At 69.8% G+C, this 17494-nt stretch carries 11 protein-coding genes; 6 read left to right on the top strand and 5 right to left on the bottom strand.

Annotated elements, in window-relative coordinates; genetic code table 11:
- Positions 1-6 precede the first annotated feature (6 nt).
- A complete protein-coding gene (locus tag HUA74_RS25815) occupies positions 7-1584 on the bottom strand; it encodes a Dyp-type peroxidase domain-containing protein (RefSeq protein ID WP_174456673.1) in 1578 nt (525 codons plus the stop codon).
- A complete protein-coding gene (locus HUA74_RS25810; RefSeq protein ID WP_174456672.1) occupies positions 1526-3112 on the bottom strand; it encodes a hypothetical protein in 1587 nt (528 codons plus the stop codon). Before HUA74_RS25810 ends, HUA74_RS25815 begins: the two co-directional genes overlap by 59 nt.
- Before the next feature lie 195 nt (positions 3113-3307).
- Here HUA74_RS25810 and HUA74_RS25805 point away from each other — a divergent pair, with 195 nt between their 5' ends.
- A complete protein-coding gene (locus HUA74_RS25805) occupies positions 3308-7354 on the top strand; it encodes a protein kinase (RefSeq protein WP_174456671.1) in 4047 nt (1348 codons plus the stop codon).
- Positions 7355-7420: 66 nt separating this feature from the next.
- On the top strand, positions 7421-8092 hold the full coding sequence (locus HUA74_RS25800) for an RNA polymerase sigma factor (protein ID WP_254614888.1): 672 nt from the start codon (positions 7421-7423) through the stop codon (positions 8090-8092).
- Positions 8093-8101: 9 nt separating this feature from the next.
- On the opposite strand, the gene HUA74_RS25795 is transcribed toward HUA74_RS25800, so the two are convergent.
- Together HUA74_RS25795 and HUA74_RS25790 are read right to left on the bottom strand one after the other, a co-directional pair.
- On the bottom strand, positions 8102-8917 hold the full coding sequence (locus HUA74_RS25795; protein ID WP_174456670.1) for a GNAT family N-acetyltransferase: 816 nt from the start codon (positions 8915-8917) through the stop codon (positions 8102-8104).
- 89 nt (positions 8918-9006) lie between these two features.
- Positions 9007-10887: a von Willebrand factor type A domain-containing protein gene (locus HUA74_RS25790; RefSeq protein ID WP_254625253.1), complete on the bottom strand. Its 1881-nt coding sequence runs from the start codon at positions 10885-10887 to the stop codon at positions 9007-9009.
- 198 nt (positions 10888-11085) lie between these two features.
- Between HUA74_RS25790 and HUA74_RS25785 the strand changes: the two genes are divergently transcribed.
- Genes HUA74_RS25785 through udk form a run of 4 tightly spaced genes read left to right on the top strand, consistent with a single transcriptional unit; the run spans position 11086 to position 16441 of the window.
- On the top strand, positions 11086-13173 hold the full coding sequence (locus tag HUA74_RS25785) for a hypothetical protein (RefSeq protein ID WP_174456669.1): 2088 nt from the start codon (positions 11086-11088) through the stop codon (positions 13171-13173).
- Positions 13174-13180: 7 nt separating this feature from the next.
- On the top strand, positions 13181-14071 hold the full coding sequence (locus tag HUA74_RS25780; RefSeq protein ID WP_174456668.1) for a protein tyrosine phosphatase: 891 nt from the start codon (positions 13181-13183) through the stop codon (positions 14069-14071).
- 22 nt (positions 14072-14093) lie between these two features.
- Positions 14094-15791, top strand: coding sequence for a DUF692 family multinuclear iron-containing protein (locus HUA74_RS25775; protein WP_174456667.1), 1698 nt, complete (start codon positions 14094-14096; stop codon positions 15789-15791).
- 11 nt (positions 15792-15802) lie between these two features.
- Entirely contained in the window at positions 15803-16441 is a 639-nt protein-coding gene (udk, locus tag HUA74_RS25770) for a uridine kinase (RefSeq protein ID WP_141643739.1), read from the top strand.
- Between the two features lie 13 nt (positions 16442-16454).
- Here udk and HUA74_RS25765 read toward each other — a convergent pair whose 3' ends face one another.
- Positions 16455-17489 carry an alpha/beta fold hydrolase gene (locus HUA74_RS25765; protein WP_174456666.1) on the bottom strand — a complete coding sequence of 345 codons (1035 nt, stop codon included), beginning with the start codon at positions 17487-17489 and terminating at the stop codon, positions 16455-16457.
- Positions 17490-17494 lie beyond the last annotated feature (5 nt).

The following is a 17494-nucleotide window of genomic DNA, read 5'->3' as shown; positions in this document are numbered from 1 at the left end:
GCGGTTTCACGAGCGGGGGGCCCCTCTTCCGTCCTCCGCCGCGCGCTCTTTCATGCCCAAGAACGAGAGCGCTTTCAGGCTCGGCAGAAAAAAGTACCCGCCTCCCCGGGTAGTCACGAATTTTCGCAGAGATGTCGCGCATTGCCGGACTGGCTCCGCGGGGATGACCAGGCGTCCGCCGCCGTCTCCGGCGAGTGGGTCCTCAACGCCCTCAATGCCTCCGAGCTGTTCGAAGTGCACCCAGCTTCGCTGGACAAGTTCGAACTGACGGCCCACGTGCGCGTTGAGGGCGATGAACAGGAGTCCCTTGCCCTCCGGGTCCTCGTAGTTGAATCCGCGCCGCAGGAGTCGATGGCGCCGCGTGACGTCGCTCGACACGTGAGGCGAGGGAGGCAGTGCGTCCCGAGGGTTGCATCGCCGCGTATGAGCGGTGATGGGGCAGCCGTACCCGTGAGGATCATCCCGCGCATAGAGGAAGTCGTTGTCGGGCTGGGGCCGTCCAGTGCCGCTCGCCCGCGCGGGTGTGCCGTCCTTCTGGAACAGGAAGGGAAGCAGTCTGCGCAGCAAGCGATGTCGTCGCGGCGCGGCGAGAGGAGCACCGTCGCGCTTGCGCCCCACCAGCTTCGAGGCCACCCACTCCCGTCGCTCCTCGGGGCTTCCTTCCGGCGCGAGCGAGGCCTGCTCGTCCAGGAAGGACTCGAAGGCCGGCACGTCCTGCTCCAGCTTGCGCAGGACGAGGAAGGTCCCGTTGTGTCCCAGGTCCCTTCGGCCCGGAAGGCCCGGGACGGGAGGCAGTGCGCTTGCGCCAGGCAGGTGCTCCGCGACATGCGGTGACAGGGGCCACTCGCCGTATTCATTGGCGTGGCCCAGGAGGAACTCCCCGCGCTTCACGGGCCGGTCGTAGTCGCGAGGGTGCGCCGTGGGGCCATCGAGTCCCTCCAGACGAGGTTGCGACACGCCATCCAGGAAGCCGAAGTGGTCGCGGAAATACCCCGCAGGATCTCCCTCGCGAGCGCGTCGCTGGCCTCGCTGGGCGAAGACTTCGCGCAGCCCGTGGCGCTGTGCCCGCTCGCGGTGTTCACGAAGCAGCGGCTCCATGTTCGCGGCGTCCGACGCATAGAGCAGCAGCAGGACATGCAGCGCGCCTTCGTGCCGCGTCCCACCGAGCGTCCAGCGGTCCGGGTCATTCTCCGCCACGTCGCGCAGGTGCTCCCGGGCCCTGAGGGCCATGCCTTCGCGCAGCTCATGGGGAAAGGAGTCGAGGACGTCTTCCGGCACGTCGAGCGCCACGAGCCCCGCATGGGACAGCGCCACGTTGACGCGCGTCTTGTCACGCGTGGAGTCGCTCGGGTGCTCGGTGCGGTCCGCCTGGGTCAGCGTCCCATCGCTCGTCAGCTCACGCAGCCACCTTCGACAGCCGTCAGCGTCGTCGATGCGCAAGAAGAGCAGGGTGAGTTCCCCCATGTGCCGGTAACCATGCAGCAGCACGCCCTGCACATCATGAAGGTCCACCTGCGTCGAAAGCTCAGGCGGGGGCGTGCTCCATGGGGGCGACGTGGGAAGGCTCGGCTCGGAAGTTCGCATGGTGTTTCCTCCGGGGCTCTCGCCGCCCGTGTCGAAGCGAGGTGAGCAGCGCGGACATCGAGTGGATGACGAGGGCCATGGGGCGCAGCAGCGGACGGCCGGGATCGCACGCGCCCCTGGACAGGAACGCGGCCAGGGCGCGGCGAGCGCCTCTGTCCTTCACGGGTTGGTCCATGCGCTCGCGCGTGAGTAGTTCACGCAGGCGAAGCGCGTTGTGCAGCAGCAGGACGGAGTGACGTTGGCGTGGAGTCCCGTCGAGCGCGGCGCTGTACCAGACTCGCGTGGGGACCTCGTGCGCGCGCAGCCAGGCCTTGAACGGCTCCACGGGCAGCCGCGGCTTGGGCATCGTCGGGTCGATGCCCCGCGACTTCGCGGGGAACCCTTCGGTCCGACTCCAGATGAGCTCCAGGAAGCCACGCACGTCCGCGTGGTCGACGAACGCGTCGATGTACGACTCCCAGGTGTCGTCGTAGTTGCTGAAGAAGATGAGGTGGTGCGGGCCCCGACCGTCCTCGTCGCTGTACACCAGCCAGCGCGCGCAGTGGATGGTCTGCACGTGGTTGAGGCCCACCACGTACCGTCGCAGGCGCAGGTTCACGCTGCGAAGCGCCAGTCTCGCCAGGGCCAGCGCCCCCGGGTCATCGACGATGCGCGCGACATGCACCATGGGGTTCTGCACCATGGCGTCGCTCATGGGAGGGATGGGGGGCGCGGACTCCGAAGCATGCGCCTGCGAGGAGGTCGCGCTCTCGGGCCGGTTCCTCGCGCCCAGCCACATCCTCAGCTTGAGCAGATAGATGCCGGGAAGCGCCCAGGCGTAGCGATAGAAGGCGTAGCCCAGCGTGGACACCGCCGCCGATTCGCGCGCGGTGGCCAGGCGCTCCCGCCAGCCCGGGTCATCCAGGTTCGTCGCGGCGGCGCGTGCGACGTCCCTCAGTTCGTGGTGCAGGTCCGGCATGTCCCGGGGGCGTCCCCGCCAGGGTGTCTCCGCGAGCAGTGGGGCCCGCGTGTCCAGGTGCGTGTTGACCGCGCGCAGGGCGTCCACGGAGGCGCGCAGGTCCTCGGGAGATTGGAAGCGGTAGGCGAAGTCCACGTGCCGGGTGATGGCGGGCGCGCGGTGGCCCACGAGGTAGTCCTCCACGGCCTCGGGCTCGGCCAGTCCCGCCTCGGGATAACCCGCGCAGTTCCGGTAGATGGCGTCGAACAGGTGGGCGGCGTCGGCGCCGCGTTCGTGGAGCGTCGTCAGCCAGCGGACCAGGGCATGGAGCAACTCGCGGTCCAGCGCGTCCGGCTTCGTGGTTCGCGTGTCGAGGACGGCATCCGCGCCGAAGATGAGCCTGGGGTCGGCGGGGCCCATTCCCGAGGTCCGAGGCCCCAGGTCGATGAGGGCCCAGCGCGCGAAGTGCAGGCCGGGCACTCCCGCGAAGAGCTCACGCCGCGCGTTGGCGGCCGAGCTCAGCAAGTCATCCAGTGCCTCGCGCTTGCCTTGGAGGACGCGGGTGATGACGGTCGATGTGCCATGGTGCATTCACACCTTCCCCGTTGCGTGGGCTGCTTCCGATGAGGTGACGCTGGCCCGGGCGGGTGGGAACCAGAGTGGGACCAGGGGCTGCGCCCGCTTGTCCCACCCGACGGTTCATGGGCAGGCAGGAGCCGCGTGGCACGCCTGGAGTTGGGGGGCAGGAGAGGACAACGGGCGCGGAGACATCCGGGGGACTCGGTGATGCCTGAGAGCGGCCAGGACGAGGAGCGATGTACTGATTCCGTGCTGGAGCACGGGCCGGACGCAATCGAGGACGGGGACTTCGACGACGCCTTTCTCCGGGAGGTGGCGCGGGCGTCCGTGCCCCCTCGGCTGCCTGTCCCTGGGATGCGAGTCGGCGACCGGGATGGGAAGCGCTACGAGGTGCTGGAGGAGCTGGGGGGCGGCGCCATGGGGCAGGTCTTCCGCGCGCTCGACTCGGAACTCCAGCGGCCCGTGGCCCTGAAGTTCCTCGTCCCGCACGAGTCCATCGCGGAGGCGCCGATGATCTCCCTGCTCCGTCAGGAGGGGAGGGCCATTGCGCAGCTGGACCACGAGCACATCGTCCGCATCTTCAACGTGGACCTCTGGAGCAGTGGGCCGACGGAGCCGCCGGTTCCCTTCCTGGTCATGGAGTGCCTGGAGGGCGAGTCCCTGTCCTCCCTGTTGCGGCGCGGTCGTCCGGGGCACCGGCGAGCGATGGAGATCCTGGACGCGGTGGCCTCGGGGCTGGCTCACGCGCACGAGCGGCACATCGTCCACCGCGACCTCAAGCCGAGCAACGTGTTCATCACGCGCTCGGGCGTGGTGAAGATCCTCGACTTCGGCTTGTCCTGGCTGGTGGCCGCGAGCGCCGCGCCTGACGTGACGCTCTCCACCGCCGGCACGCCGCCGTACATGGCGCCCGAGCAATGGCGTGGCGAGGCGCAGGATTCCCGGACGGATTTATGGGCCGCCGGCGTGCTGCTCTACGAGATGCTCGCCGGTGAGCCACCCTTCCTGGGCACCCCCGAATCGATTCGCGAGCGGGTGACGTCGCAGGGCCCGGTGCCGGCGGTGCGTGAGCGAGAGCTCGATGTGCCGGAGCCGGTGGAGGGCCTCCTGGCCGAATTGTTGGCCAAGGCGCCCGAGGCCCGGCTCCGCTCGGCGACGGAGCTGCGCGAGCGGCTGCGCGAGGTGGAGGAGGGCCTGGCGCCGCGACGTGAGCCGAGGCGAGTCCGGGCCCCGCAGCGAAGACAGGTGACGCTGGTCGCCTGTCGCCTCGCGGACCTGGCCGGGCTGGCCGGGCGGCTGGATGCGGAGGACCTGGGCGAGTTGGAGGCCGCCTTCCACCGGAGCTGCTCGGAGGTGCTGAGGCAGCAGGGGGGCACGGTCGTGCTGTGCGTCGGTGAGGAGGTGCTGGGTTGCTTCGGTCACCCCGTGGCGAGAGAGGACGACTCCGAGCGGGCCCTGCGCGCCGCGCTGCGACTCGCCGCCACCGTGGCTCCGACGCTCCAGGAGTCCCTGGCATCGCTCCCGGAGCGGAAGCTGACCGTGACGGTGGGCGTGCACACGGACACGGTGGTGCTGGACGATGCTTCCATCCAGGGAGAGGCGCCCCGCGTGGCGGCATGGCTGGCGCGACAGGCCACGCCGGGGACGGTGTGGATCAGCGACTCGACGGATGCGCTGACGCGCGGGGCCTTCGTGACGCAAGCCATGCCGCCGCTGCGATTCACCGGGCTGTCGGGCGTGCGGGATGTGACGCCGTATCGGCTGGTGCAGCCTCGGCGCGTCACCAGTCGTTTCGACCGGGGACTCGTGTCGCGCTCCCTCACACCGCTGGTGGGACGCAAGGGAGAGCTCCAGTTCCTCCTGGAACAGTGGGAGGAGGCGCGCGCGGGCCGAGGGTCGTGCGTGCTCGTCACGGGAGAGGCGGGCATCGGCAAGTCCCGGCTGGTGCGCGAGGTGCGTGAGCGCGTGCCGCCCTTCATGGCCCATCTGCTCCGGGGACAGTGCTGGCCCCAGTCGACCACCAGTGCGTTCGCGCCGGTCATCGACTTGTTGCGCCGCATGCTCGAGCTCGACGCCGAGGGCACTCCGAAGGAGCACCGGGCGAAGCTGGAGGCGGGCCTGGGTGTGCTCGGGCTGGGCGCGGGGCGCACGCAGTTGTTGTCGGGGCTGGTGGGGCTCTCCGGTGACGAGGGCGCGCCGCACCTGCGCTACGCCCCCGAGCGCCTCAAGCAGGAGACGCTGGATGCACTGGCGCACCTGCTGGCGCGACTGGCCGAGCAACGCCCGGTGTTGCTCGAGGTCGAGGACCTGCACTGGGCGGACCCGTCCTCGTTGCAATTGCTGGGCTTCCTTCTGGAGCGGCTGCCGGAGCTGCGCGTCTGCATGTTGCTCACCTCGCGCGTCGCGCTGCCTCCGCCCTGGGGCGACGATTCGAGGGTCCAACGCCTGGCCCTGGAGCGGCTGCCGCCCCCGGTTGCGGGCGAGCTGGTGCGGAAGGCCGCGGGGGACAGGCCGCTCTCGTCGGAGCTCGTCGCCCAACTGGTGCGCCGCACCGACGGCATTCCCCTCTTCGCCGAGGAGCTGACGCGTCGGGTGGTGGAGGAGCCCCGAGGGGGCGAGTCCGCATCGGTGGAGGTGCCCGTGTCGCTGCGCGAGCTGCTCCTCACACGGTTGGACAGGCTGCCCGGTTCGCAGAAGGAGCTGGCGCAGGTCTGCGCGGTGGTGGGGCGCAGCTTCTCCCATGCGCTGCTGTCGGCGCTGTCGGGGCGGACGGAGACCTCGCTTCGCGCGGATCTCTCAGGCCTGGTGGCCGAGGGGCTGTTGCAGCCAGCCGAGACGGTGGAGCCGAGCTACGGATTCCGGCACGCGCTCATCCAGGACGCGGCGGCGGACTCGCTGCCGAGGAAGGCGCGGCGGCAGTATCACCGTCGCGTGGCCCGCGTGCTGGCGGAGCAGTTCCCGGAGGTGACCGAGGCCCAGCCGGAGCTGCTGGCGTGGCACTACACCGAGTCGGGCCAGGCCGAGGCGGCCATCCGGTGGTGGGCGCGAGCCGGAGAGATGGCGAGCCGGCGCATGGCCAACGTGGAGGCCATCAGCCACTTGCGGCAGGCCCTGTCGTTGCTTCGCGCGCAGCGCCCGTCGCGCACGCTGGATGGCGAGGAGCTGCGGCTGCTGCTCGGCCTCGCGCTGTCACTGGTCCAGGTGCAGGGGTACTCGTCGCCGGAGGTCGAGTCCGTCCATGCGCGGGTCCGCTTCCTGATGCGCGAGCTGGAGGATGACCTGCCTCGACTGGAGCCGCCGCACTGGGTGGCCTTCGCGCACGCCTTCGCGCGGGCGCACTGGGACGAGGCCCACGAGGTCGCGGAGCGACTGGTGCGCCTGGGCAAACGGCATGGGCAGCGAGAGTTGCTGGCCCTGGGTTACCGGATGCGAGCCACGGACTTCTTCACGTGGGGGCGGCTGGCTTCAGCGCTGGAGAATGTGGAGCTGGCGCTGACGTTCTCGGACTTCGAGCTGGAGCGGCATCAGATGCTGGCCGTGAAGCACTGGGTCAATCCGCGCGTGGCGGCGCTGGCCTACGCGGCGGTGCTGCACGCGGTGATGGACGCCCCCCACGCTTCCCGCGAGCACGCGCGACAGGGGCTGCGGCTGGCGATGGACATCGGCCATGCGAACACCTCCGCGTTCGCGTTGTTGTACGCGGCCCTGGCGGCCCAGCTTCGCCGCGAGCCGCGCGAAGCCCTGGAGCTGTGTGACAGGAACATCGCGCTCTCCCGCGAGCACCACTTCCGGCTGTGGTTGGGCTGGTCCACGCTCATCCGCGCCTGGGCGCAGGCGCTCCTGGGCAATGCGCGTGAAGGACTGGCGCTGATGCAGGCGGCGCTCGGGCACTGGCGACGCTCCGGCTTCAAGGCGGGGCTGCCCCACAACCTGGGAATGCTGGCTGAAATCCAGCTGCTCCTTGGGCAGAAGCGCCAGGCGCTCGACTCGCTGCACGAGGCGTTGGGGGAGGCGGGGTCGACGGGCGAGCGCTCCTACGAGGTGGTGCTGCGGGGCCTGGAAGCGGAGGCGCTGTCCATGATGGGGCGCGAGGACGAGGCCCTGCTCGCCCGGGCGCACGCGTTGCGCGTCGCGGAGACGCAGGGGGCGCTGGGGTACGGACGGCTGGTGCGGGAGAGAAGGCTGGGCCATCCGCTCCTGGAGCTTCCTCCCCTGCGGGACCTTCAAGCGGAGGAGCCCGCGCCTGGGCCGTGAGACGACGTCGTCACAGGGCCGAGGGGGTGACTCCTCCCGGCAGGTCCACAGCAGGAGCGTGACGTGATGATGTCCATGAACGTCGAGCCAGGGGGAGTCTCGGGCGCGGAGGTGGCGGTGCCCCGTGAGCAGGCGGAGGAGGTGCTCCACGTGCTCTGCACTCGCGGCGAGTACGGCAAGGCGGTGGAGTTGGCCATGCGCACGTATGGGCCGGAGCTGCGACGATTGATGGCGTCCGTGCTGCATCATCCCGAGCTGGCGAAGGACGCGTTCGGGCTGTTCAGCGAGAACCTGGTCAAGGGGTTGCCGGGCTTTCGTTGGGAGAGCTCCTTCCGGACGTGGGCATACCGGCTGGCGCGCAATGCCTGCTACCACCAGCTCCACTCGCCGTCGCTGCGGGAACAGCCGGTGAGCGAGCCCGCGGCGAACGAGCCCCAGCGGCACCGCACGGACACGCACCCCTGGCAGCGCACCGCCGTGAAGGAGCGCTTCCGCGCGCTGCGGGAACAACTGGAGCCGCAGGAGCGGATGTTGTTGATGCTGCGCGTGGACCAGCGTCAGCCCTGGACGGAGATCGCGCGTGTCATGGTGGAGTCCGACGAGCCGCTGACGCGCGAGGCGCTGAACCGGCGGGCCGCGGCGCTGCGCCAGCAGTTCCAGCGCGTGAAGGCGCGGCTGCGGGCGCTCGCCATCGAACAGGGCGTCATCTCCGCGGAGACGGTCGAGTCGGCGGAGTGAGTCGCGGCCTCAGGTCGTCCCGGGAGGCGGGGCCTTGTAGACGCGGAAGCGCGTCACGGGCCGATAACCCATGCGGAGGTAGAGCGGCAGTCCGGCCTCGGTGGCGTGGAGCACGGTGCGCTGGATGCCCCAGGCGTCGCGAGCCTCCTGAAGCGCGCGTCGCATGACGACTTCGGCCGCGCCAACACGGCGGTGCTCGGGCGACGTCGCCACGAGCGCGATGTATGCGACGTCGTCCACGCGCATCACCACGGTGCTGCTGGCGGGGGCGTCGCCTCGGCAGGCCACGAAGCCTCGGGAGTCCGGCCCGTAGAGGGCCTCCACGTCGAACGCCTCACGGCCCGTCTCGCGAGATGCGTCGTATGACTGGGCGTTGATGTCCGCCACGGCCTGTCGGCCCCAGGTGTCTTGCACGGGGCGGAACTCGAGAGAGGGCAGGGGATGCGTGGGCTCCGCGAGCCCGTCCGCCACCATGCCGGTGATGACCGCGAGCGGCTTGAGCTTGTACCAGGCGAGGATGGACTCGGCCCGCTCACGAACCTGGGGCGCGAGCCAGTCGTCGGATACGACGAACGTCCACGCGTGCTTGCCCGTGGAGAAGTAGCGCGCCGCGGAGGCGACGGAGGTCGCCAGGGCCTGCTCCGTCTCCGCGGGGGCGCGCAGGAAGGACGCGTTCATCAGGGCCCACGAGACGTGGCTCGCGGCGATGTAGATTTCGGGACGCTCGACAACCTCACCCGCGCGTCCCGCCAGCGCCATCCTCCTCCACGCGCCTCGAAATTGCGCATGGGACTCGTCGATCTCTGCCTGCGTCGCGGAGTGCATGGAGGGGCTCCAGGGTAGGGGTGGACCCGCGAGTCTACCCCACGAGCCCCGCCTGGAAACGCGGGGCGCCGGAATCCATCCGCTTCTGTTCAGCGCGCGGCGACACCGCGCAGCAGCGGCCGGGCCTTCTCCAGCAGCGTGAGGAACTCCTCGCGCTCCGCGTTGCCCGCGGGTGACGCCGCGCGTGCGATGTCGCGCATCGTCTCCAGGCTCCAGTGCTCCGCGTGTGGGCTCTTGCGCAGCAGCTCCGCCGCGCCCATCACCGCCGTCGCGAAGCGCAGATCGACGCTGGCCTCCTTGAACGTGCTCGCGAGTGCGTGGGCCTGGAACGGGTACGCGCGCTCGGTGGCGTTCACCGCACGCGGCTGCTTCGCGCGCACTCGCACGGTGGCCAGTGCCTCGCCCGCGCCGGGCTTCAGCTCCAGCTCGTACAGCGCGGTGACGGTGTGGCCGGAGCCCAGCTCGCCCGCGTCCACCCTGTCGTCGCGAAAGTCGCGGTCCGCGATGTTCCGGTTCTCGTAGCCCACGAGCCGATAGCGGGCGACCTGCGCGGGGTCGAAGTCCACCTGGAGCTTCACGTCCTGCGCGATGACCTCCAGCGTGCCGCCGAGCTGCTCCTGGAAGATGCGGCGCGCGGCCATCAGTGAGTCCACGTAGAAGTAGTTGCCGTTCCCCTTGTTCGCGAGCTGCTCCATCGTGGTGTCCTTGTAGTTCCCCATGCCGAAGCCCACGGTGGTGAGGGTGATGCCTTCCTTCACGTGGCCCTGGATGGTCTTCAGGATGTCCTCGTGCGACGTCCTGCCCACGTTGGCGTCGCCGTCCGAGAGGATGATGACGCGCGAGAAGGAGGTCCCATCCAGGGTCTTCATCGCTTCCTGGTACGCGAGCTCGATGCCCGAGCCCATCGCGGTGGAGCCTCCGGCGGTGAGGTCCTCGATGGCGGAGTGGATGAGGGCCTTGCGCTCCATGCCCGTGGGGCCGAGCACCCGGCGCACGTTCCCCGCGTAGGTGACGAGCGCCACCGTGTCGCCGTCACGCAGGTTGTCCACCAGCATGCGCAGGGCGCGCTGGGCCAGCGGCAGGCGGTCCGGTGAGCTCATCGACCCGGAGACGTCCACGAGGAAGGTGAGGTGCGCGGGCTTCCGCTCGGAGATGCTCAGGCGCTTGCCCTGGACTCCCACGCGCAGCAGGTGTCGCTTCGGGGTGAAGGGTGACGGCGCGGCGTCCATGTGCACGGCGAAGGGTCCGTCGCTCGGCCGAGGGTCCGGATACGTGTAGCGGAAGTAGTTGAGCAGCTCCTCCACGCGCACGGCGTCACGCGGTGGAAGTGAGCCTTCCATCAGCGCCCGTCGCGTCATCGTGTACGAGGCCGTGTCCACGTCCACCGCGAAGGTGGAGAGCCGGTCTTCCTGCGTCGTCACGAAGGGATTCACCACCGTGTCGAGTGCGGCCTCCGCGCGCTGTGCGGCGGCAGGATCTTCCTCGGGCGTCGTGTTCAGTTTCCCGGCCAGGACGGCCATGGGGTGCACTCGGTGTGGGCCGTTGGAGCCCGACGGGGCCTTGGCGGAGCCATAGTTCGAGCTGCTTCCGCCGCGGCCCTTCGTTCCGATGGAGCCCGTTCCCATGGAGCCAATGGCCGGGCCCAGCCTGCTCCCCAGGCCGCCGCCGCCCGCGCCGGTGCCGAACACGCCAAGACCTTGCGAATTGAGGTGGCTGCGCTTGGCGGAGGGCGGGGCCGAGGAGGGTGCTGGTGCTGGGGCCGATGCGGACGCGGGCTCAGGCGCTTGCTTCGAGGGCTCGGGCGTCACGATCAGCCCTGCCTTGTCGGCGAAGACGGGGGCTCCGTCCGTGTCGCCCTGTGCCTTCTCCGGGGCGTTGGCGGCCTCCTCGCTCGAACGGCACGCGAACATCATGCTGCCCACCGCGAGTGCGCACACGACACCCATGACGGCCCTGGGGTTCCGCCTCATTTGCTGCCTCCGTGTCTTGGAATCGCCGGAACCTCCGACAGCAGGCGGGCGCGAAAGGTTCCGCGCGTTCCCGTCAGACGCAGTCGCGTCACGTTGGAACGCCAGGGGCGCGGTCGTCAGGGACCCTTGCCCGCACGGGACATGCTCCCGTGTCGGTACGCTCCTTGCTCAAGGCGACGTCAAAAGGGTGACGCCGCCATGATGATCTTCTTGAGAAACACCGCCGACGGTAATGACACCGCCATCACCACGGCCAATCCGGCCATCCTCATCGCGAACTACACCGGGACCTACCCCAAGCTGAACAACGCCACCCGCGTCGTCCCCTGGTACTCCATCGACGCGGATCCCCAGGTGTTCGGAAGGCGGCTGCTCACCGTGGCGGCGGCGGACCCCGTGTGCCGCGCGCTCGTCGCACGCGCCACCACCGTCTGGGGGCTGGATTTCTCCATCAACGCGGGGGCGTTCGTCACCGAGGCGGTCCAGAAGCAGTACCTGAAGCTGCTCAAGGTCTGGCTGAGCCCGCTGTCGGGTAACCTGGGCAGCCGCGATGCGCACCGCTCCACCGTGGACGAGCAGTACAACCGGCTGTGGAGCAAACACGGGCTCAATCAGGCGACGCTGAACAACCTGGCGGACCTGCCCTTCTTCAGTGAGCTGAATGTCGCGGGTCGCCGGGATCGCATCCAGATCTATCGCAACGTGACGGAAGCGGCCCGCGCCATCGTCGGCGAAGTCACCTCCTGGCCCTCGCGCACCATCGAGAAGATCTCGGTGTTGTCACTGCTGCGCAGCAGGGGACTGGCCGCGCTCCAGTTGCAGATGCTCGACGCGGTGGCCGCCGCGGTCGCCGCGCCCACGGCCACTCCCTCGATGTGGGAATACCTGCCGTACTATCTTCGTGGCATCGCGCTGGAGAAGTCGGGCCCGGGTCAGGCCCTGACCGCGCTCCAGGTGGCGACTCGCGTGCTTGGCGCGCTGCATGACTGCCTGAACGACTCCCCGGCGACGCGTGCCCGAGCGAACGCGCAACACATCGCTGACTTCCAGGGGCTCGACGGCGGCAAGGAGTACCGCCGTTGGCGGATGTTGCCACCGGTGGCGAGGTATCAGGTGATGATCAGCGACCTGGCGCGCATCCTGCCGGGTGGCAAGGCGCACAGCGCTCACATCCGGGTGGAGTTCGACCATGCCACGCTGGGAGGACTCCCCGGCAACGTCGCGGGATGCGGCGGGTGGCCGGTGTCGATGCGCGTCCATCAGAGCGCGACGCCACACGACCCCGGATACGGAAACCCGGCGGCCAATCCCTTTCCGTTCGCGACGGGGTGGAGTCGCAACGAGTTCTGTCCCAACGTCGTCTCGTCGAGACTCATGCTCGCGCCGCTCTACGCGGGCACGTCGGGCCACAACCAGGGGCGCATCCTGGCGTGGCTCGCGCTCGTGCCGACGGTGCCCGCGCTCGCCAACATCCCCTTGGGGCTCGTCATCTCCGCAGGCTACGCCGTGCTCTGGCGCTTGTATTACGACAAGCGGGTGAGTGGCTTCCACACGATGTTCGAGACCTTCCAGGGCTCGCACGCCGACGCGACGGTCCGTGATTTGAGCGCCATTCCCCGCGTCGACGGGGACGACGTGTGGAATGCCGTGTTGAACCGTTCACCGGGTGGACAGACACAGGTGCGGTCGTTCTGGCAGGACTGCGTCGACCTCTACAAGAAGACGGGCGCGAACCTTGGCCGGGAGCTCAAGGCGGCGACGGCCCAGGCGCGTGAGCAGGTGCTCGCGGCCTGCCCGGGCTCGGTCATTCCCCGGTGGAGCACGACGGGCGACGTGGACCGCACGGGCACCGAGGTGGATGTGTGGGCTGGTGACAAGAACCAGGAGGTCCTTCGCGAGTACGCGGCGTGGCAGCGTCTGGTCCGGGGCGAGTCCGTGCCTCGGCCCCTGTTGGATGGGTCGATGGGCGCACTCATGCTGCACCAGGAACAGGCGCCCAGCCTCCAGCCCGCACAGCGGTTGACCCTCCAGTCGGATATCGCCGCCGCGATTGGCGCGCAGAACTACCTGGGCGACCCCCAGATGAAGAAGCTCTTCCACAAATGGCTGGTCACGCATTCCTCCGACAAGACGACCGACGAGGAGGAGAAGAGGAAGCGCGACGACGAGGTTCAGAGAATCCGCTCGATGTTCGATAAGCTCACCCAGGGGAATGCCGGGCCTGTCTTGGCGATTGCCGGCCCGAATCTGGGGCTTCCTCCCATCACGGATGAAGGGCACGTCTGATAGGCCCATGCGCATACCTCCTCTTGCTCCCGATGCGACGTCCGCGGTGCTCGTTCTCGACGACGGGGGCGACGAGGCGCGCCTGCTGCGCACGACGACGCGGCCGCCGGACATGGTGGGGTTGGACACGCACGGTCTCTCGGAGCTGCGGTGCTCGGGGAGTGCCCAGCTCTCCGTGGCGGGCTTTCGCGACCTGGTGCGGCGACTCGAGGGCGTGAGCGCTGAAGCGCTGCACGTGTTCGACCTGCGCCAGGAGTCACATGGCTTCCTGAACGGCGTCGCGGTGAGCTGGTACGCCGAGTCCAACTGGGGCGCGGCGGGCCTTTCCGACGAGGAGTCGCTGGCGCTGGAGACCGGCCGGCTGTGGCTGCTCGCGCGGTCGCGGACGGCGAGGGTGGGGGATGCCGGCACGGTGAAGCGCCGTGAGCCCCTGGTCTCCACGGAGTGGGAGTGCCGCGATGTCCGCGACGAGGCACGGGCCTTCGAGCTTCCGCCGGAGCGCTACGTGCGACTGCCCGTCACCGACCACACGCGGCCTCGCGACGAGACGGTGGAGCGCTTCATCCAGAAGGTGCGTTCGCTGGACGAGGGGGCGCACGTGCACCTGCACTGTCGGGGAGGCAAGGGGCGCACCGCCACGTTCATGTGCCTGCTGGACATGCTGCGCAATGCCGAGAGGCTCTCGCTGGACGCGCTGCTCACGCGCCAGACGCGGCTCGGTGGCTATGACCTTCGCAAGGAGGCGGACCCCACCAGCCGCAAGGCCCCGTACATCGCCGAGCGCCGGGCCTTCCTGGAGCGGTTCCACGCGTATGCACGGGAGAACCCCGGCGGTGCGCCGCTCGGATGGTTGGCGTGGCTTGCTCGGCAGCCCATGAACCCCGAACACAAAGGATGAGCGGTGGTCTAGGGTCCGCCGCATGACGCAGGCTGTTTCGGACGCATGGACGTTGCCCTGGCGGGGCCTGGGGCTGAGCAGCAACCTGAGCGCGGCGGACATCCCGCAGCCCTACCGGCTGCTCGACGCGTCACCGGGCCTCTTCGACTTCGTCGAGTACAGCGCGCCCCTGTCCCTGGACGAAGCGCGCGCCCAGGCGTCGCTGTTCCCCGAGATGTGGAGCCGCCGCTCGGACGTGCCCGTGCTCTTTCACCCCGTGCACCTGAATCTCTGGGGGCCGGAGCTGGAGCCTGTCTCCGTGCTGAAGGACCTGGACGCGCACGCGCGCGCCGTGGGCAGCCCGTGGGTGGGCAACGACGTGGGCTGGTGGCACGTGGGGGGCCAGCCGTTTCCGGGCTACCTCTACATCACGCCTCCCTTCAACGAGGCGGGGCTCAGCGACTGCGTGGCGCATGCGCTCCATGTCCAGGCCCACCTCTCCATGCCCCTGGTGCTGGAGAACCCCGCGGTGCTGGCGCGGCGGGGCGAGTGGCACGTGCTCGACTTCCTCGCGAAGCTGCACGCGCGTACGGGCCTGCCGCTGCTGCTCGACCTGGGGCACCTCTTCAGTCATCAGCTTGCGTCCGGTCTCCCGTTGGAAGCCGGACTGGATGGCTTCCCCCTGGAGCAGGTCGTCGAAATCCACATCGCGGGCGGTGTGGTGACGCGCAGGGGGGCTCGCGGCTTCTACGTCGATGACCACACGCAGCCGGTGCGCGAGGAGCTGTTCAAGCTGTTGGAGTCCTTGCTACCGCGTTGTCCTTCGCTGCGCGCCGTCACCTTCGAGGGCGATGGTCACCCCGCCGAGGTGGCGCAGGTGTCACTGCGTCGCCTGCGCGCGATGATTCCTTCGGGAGAGCGGCCTCCGCTGCGCCTGCGCGCTCCCGAGGCTCGCACGCCGACCCCGCTGACGGGTGACAGCCGCCCCTGGGAGCTGTTCGAGGCGGGCCACGGCCTGGTCCCCACGGGCGCGACGGAGGACCCCGAGGGCACGCTGGCGGACCAGGACTTCCGGCTGGCCGTGGTGGCGGAGCTGCTGGACAAGGACTGGCCGCTGTCGCGCCTGCTCCTGGCGGGAACACGCGAGGACCTGGTGGCCTTCACCAGCTCGCGCGAGTACCGGAACCTCTTCGAGGGGGGAGGGCGCTCGCTGGCGCAATCCTTCTCCACCTGGGCGATGCGGCGGCTGCGCGAGCGGCCCGATGACGGGGCTTCCGCCGCGCTGAGCCTGGAGATGATGGCGCCCACCGCGTTCATGAAGGCGGCGCCCGCACCGGGGGCGGGGCAGGTGGGTTTGGTGGACGAGGTCCGGCCCGGGAGCTTTCCGGCGGACCTGTCCGAGCTGCTCTTCGCGGCTCGGGCCGTGCGCCGGCACCTCACCTCCCGTGCGTGGGCATGTGGGGAGCTGGAGCTGTCCGGGCTGGAGGCCCTGGCGCAGGTGGCGCGGCGCCCGGGAGCCTCGCCGTGGACCTTCGCGGTGCGACGCAAGTCCCCGGGACATGAGCTGTTGAGCGTGTCGCGGGGGCTGGCGGAGCTGCTCCGGGAGCTGTCCGCCCGGCCCCGGGCGGTGGAGTCGGTGCCCCCGGCCCTGCTGGCGGAGGGGCTCCATCACCGGCTGATCCGCCTGGGTGACACCCCCGGAGTGGACCGAACCCTTGCACCTGCCCGTCCGGTAGGGTAGGTCGCGCCGCAATGACGTCGTCACCCCTGGTTATCGGCATCGCGGGTGGCACCGCGTCCGGCAAGACCACCGTCGCCCGAAAGGTCCGTGAGGCGCTTGCCGACTGCCGCGTGGCCTTCATCGATCAGGACTCGTACTACCGGGACCTGAAGGACCTCCCCATCGCGGACCGCCGGGAGGTGAACTTCGACCACCCGGACGCGTTCGACACGGACCTGCTGGTCAAGCACCTCCGGGAGCTGAAGGCCGGACGCCCCATCCAGAAGCCCGTCTATGACTTCGTCACCTCGTCGCGTCAGCCCCGCACCATGGGCGTGGACCCGGGGGACATCATCCTCATCGAGGGCATCCTCGTCCTGCACATGAAGGAAGTGCGCGACGAGATGGACGTGAAGATCTACGTCGACGCGGACGATGACCTGCGCATCCTCCGGCGCCTCACCCGCGACATCAAGGACCGGGGCCGCGACTTCGACCACGTCGTCAGCCAGTACCTGCGCCACGTGCGCCCCATGCACATGGGCTTCGTGGAGCCGTCCAAGCACTTCGCGGACATCATCATTCCGCACGGCGGCAACAACGAGATCGCCATCAGCATGCTGGTGGGCGCGTTGCGCGGGAAGCTCTCCGCGCCGCAGCCCCGCGAGTAGCGGAGGGCCGTCTTCAGCCCACGCGCCGGAGGAAATCCCCCAGCGGCGCGTGCAGTCGCTCCGGCTCCGTCAGCAGGGCCCCATGGTCTCCGGGGCCGGGCAGCTCCACCATCCGCGCGCTCACGCCCGCGGCGCTCAGCAGATGGTACGTGTCCCGCACCCGGTTCACCGGCGCCAGCACGTCCGAGCTCCCCGCCAGCAGCAGCACCCGCGCGCGAATCTGCGAGAAGCAGTCCGCCACGTCGCAGCCCGCGTAGGCCGAGCACAGCGTGGCCCACGACGTGGCATCGAAGCGGTCGGCGAAGTCCTCCGCCTCCGCGTCCAGGGCGGCTTTCGCCGTGTCGACGTCAGGGAAGGTGCGGGACAGGTACTCCCGTCCGTACAGCAGCTTCTGGAAGTCCAGCCGCAGTCGCCGCATCGTCTTGCGAGGCTGAGCGTCCGGCTCGTACAGGCCCTCGCGGAAGTCCGGGTCCGCGCGGAGCAACTGCCACGCCAGCCCCAGCTTCTCGCGCACGCCCTCGGGCAGCGCCCGCGCCGCGCCGATGACGACCACCGAGTCCGACAGCTCTGGGAACAGGGCCGCCAGTCGCAGCGCTACCTGGCCTCCCAGCCCCACGCCCACCAGGCCCCGGACGCGGTTCAGCCCGCGGGCCCTCAAGAGCGCGGACACCCCGCGCGCCATGTCGAGCACGGTGAGCGGCGGCAGGTTGAGCCCCAGCCGCTCGCCCGTCTCCACGTCCACCGTCGCCGGTGACGTGCTCCCGAAGGGACTGCCCAGGAGCCCCGGGACGACGATGGGCATGATGCCCGGGTCCAACGGCCGCCCCGGCCCCACCACCTCCCGCGCCCATCCCGACGACTGGTACGCGGAGTCCTCCACGGGCCCGAGCGCCCGGTGCGAGTGAGATAAGTCGTGCAGCAGCACCACCGCTTTGCCGTCGCACGGTTCCCCGTAGGCCTCCCAAGCCACCTGGGGGTTGCGCAACAGCTCTCCCTCCTCCAGAGGAAGCAGCGAGTTGAACAGGTGGGTGCCGGTGGCCTGGATCACGTTGG

The sequence above is a fragment of the Myxococcus sp. CA051A genome (assembly GCF_013336705.1).
Lineage (GTDB): Bacteria > Myxococcota > Myxococcia > Myxococcales > Myxococcaceae > Myxococcus > Myxococcus llanfairpwllgwyngyllgogerychwyrndrobwllllantysiliogogogochensis.
Note: the sequence above shows the minus strand (reverse complement) of the source record. Positions and strands in the feature narration are given on the sequence as shown.

Bases quoted from the DNA above. Each gene is read 5' to 3' on its own strand.
- HUA74_RS25815 (WP_174456673.1), bottom strand. From the start codon at position 1,584: ATGCGAACTTCCGAGCCGAGCCTTCCCACGTCGCCCCCATGGAGCACG.
- HUA74_RS25810 (WP_174456672.1), bottom strand. From the start codon at position 3,112: ATGCACCATGGCACATCGACCGTCATCACCCGCGTCCTCCAAGGCAAG.
- HUA74_RS25805 (WP_174456671.1), top strand. From the start codon at position 3,308: ATGCCTGAGAGCGGCCAGGACGAGGAGCGATGTACTGATTCCGTGCTG.
- HUA74_RS25800 (WP_254614888.1), top strand. From the start codon at position 7,421: ATGATGTCCATGAACGTCGAGCCAGGGGGAGTCTCGGGCGCGGAGGTG.
- HUA74_RS25795 (WP_174456670.1), bottom strand. From the start codon at position 8,917: ATGCACTCCGCGACGCAGGCAGAGATCGACGAGTCCCATGCGCAATTT.
- HUA74_RS25790 (WP_254625253.1), bottom strand. From the start codon at position 10,887: ATGAGGCGGAACCCCAGGGCCGTCATGGGTGTCGTGTGCGCACTCGCG.
- HUA74_RS25785 (WP_174456669.1), top strand. From the start codon at position 11,086: ATGATGATCTTCTTGAGAAACACCGCCGACGGTAATGACACCGCCATC.
- HUA74_RS25780 (WP_174456668.1), top strand. From the start codon at position 13,181: ATGCGCATACCTCCTCTTGCTCCCGATGCGACGTCCGCGGTGCTCGTT.
- HUA74_RS25775 (WP_174456667.1), top strand. From the start codon at position 14,094: ATGACGCAGGCTGTTTCGGACGCATGGACGTTGCCCTGGCGGGGCCTG.
- udk (WP_141643739.1), top strand. From the start codon at position 15,803: ATGACGTCGTCACCCCTGGTTATCGGCATCGCGGGTGGCACCGCGTCC.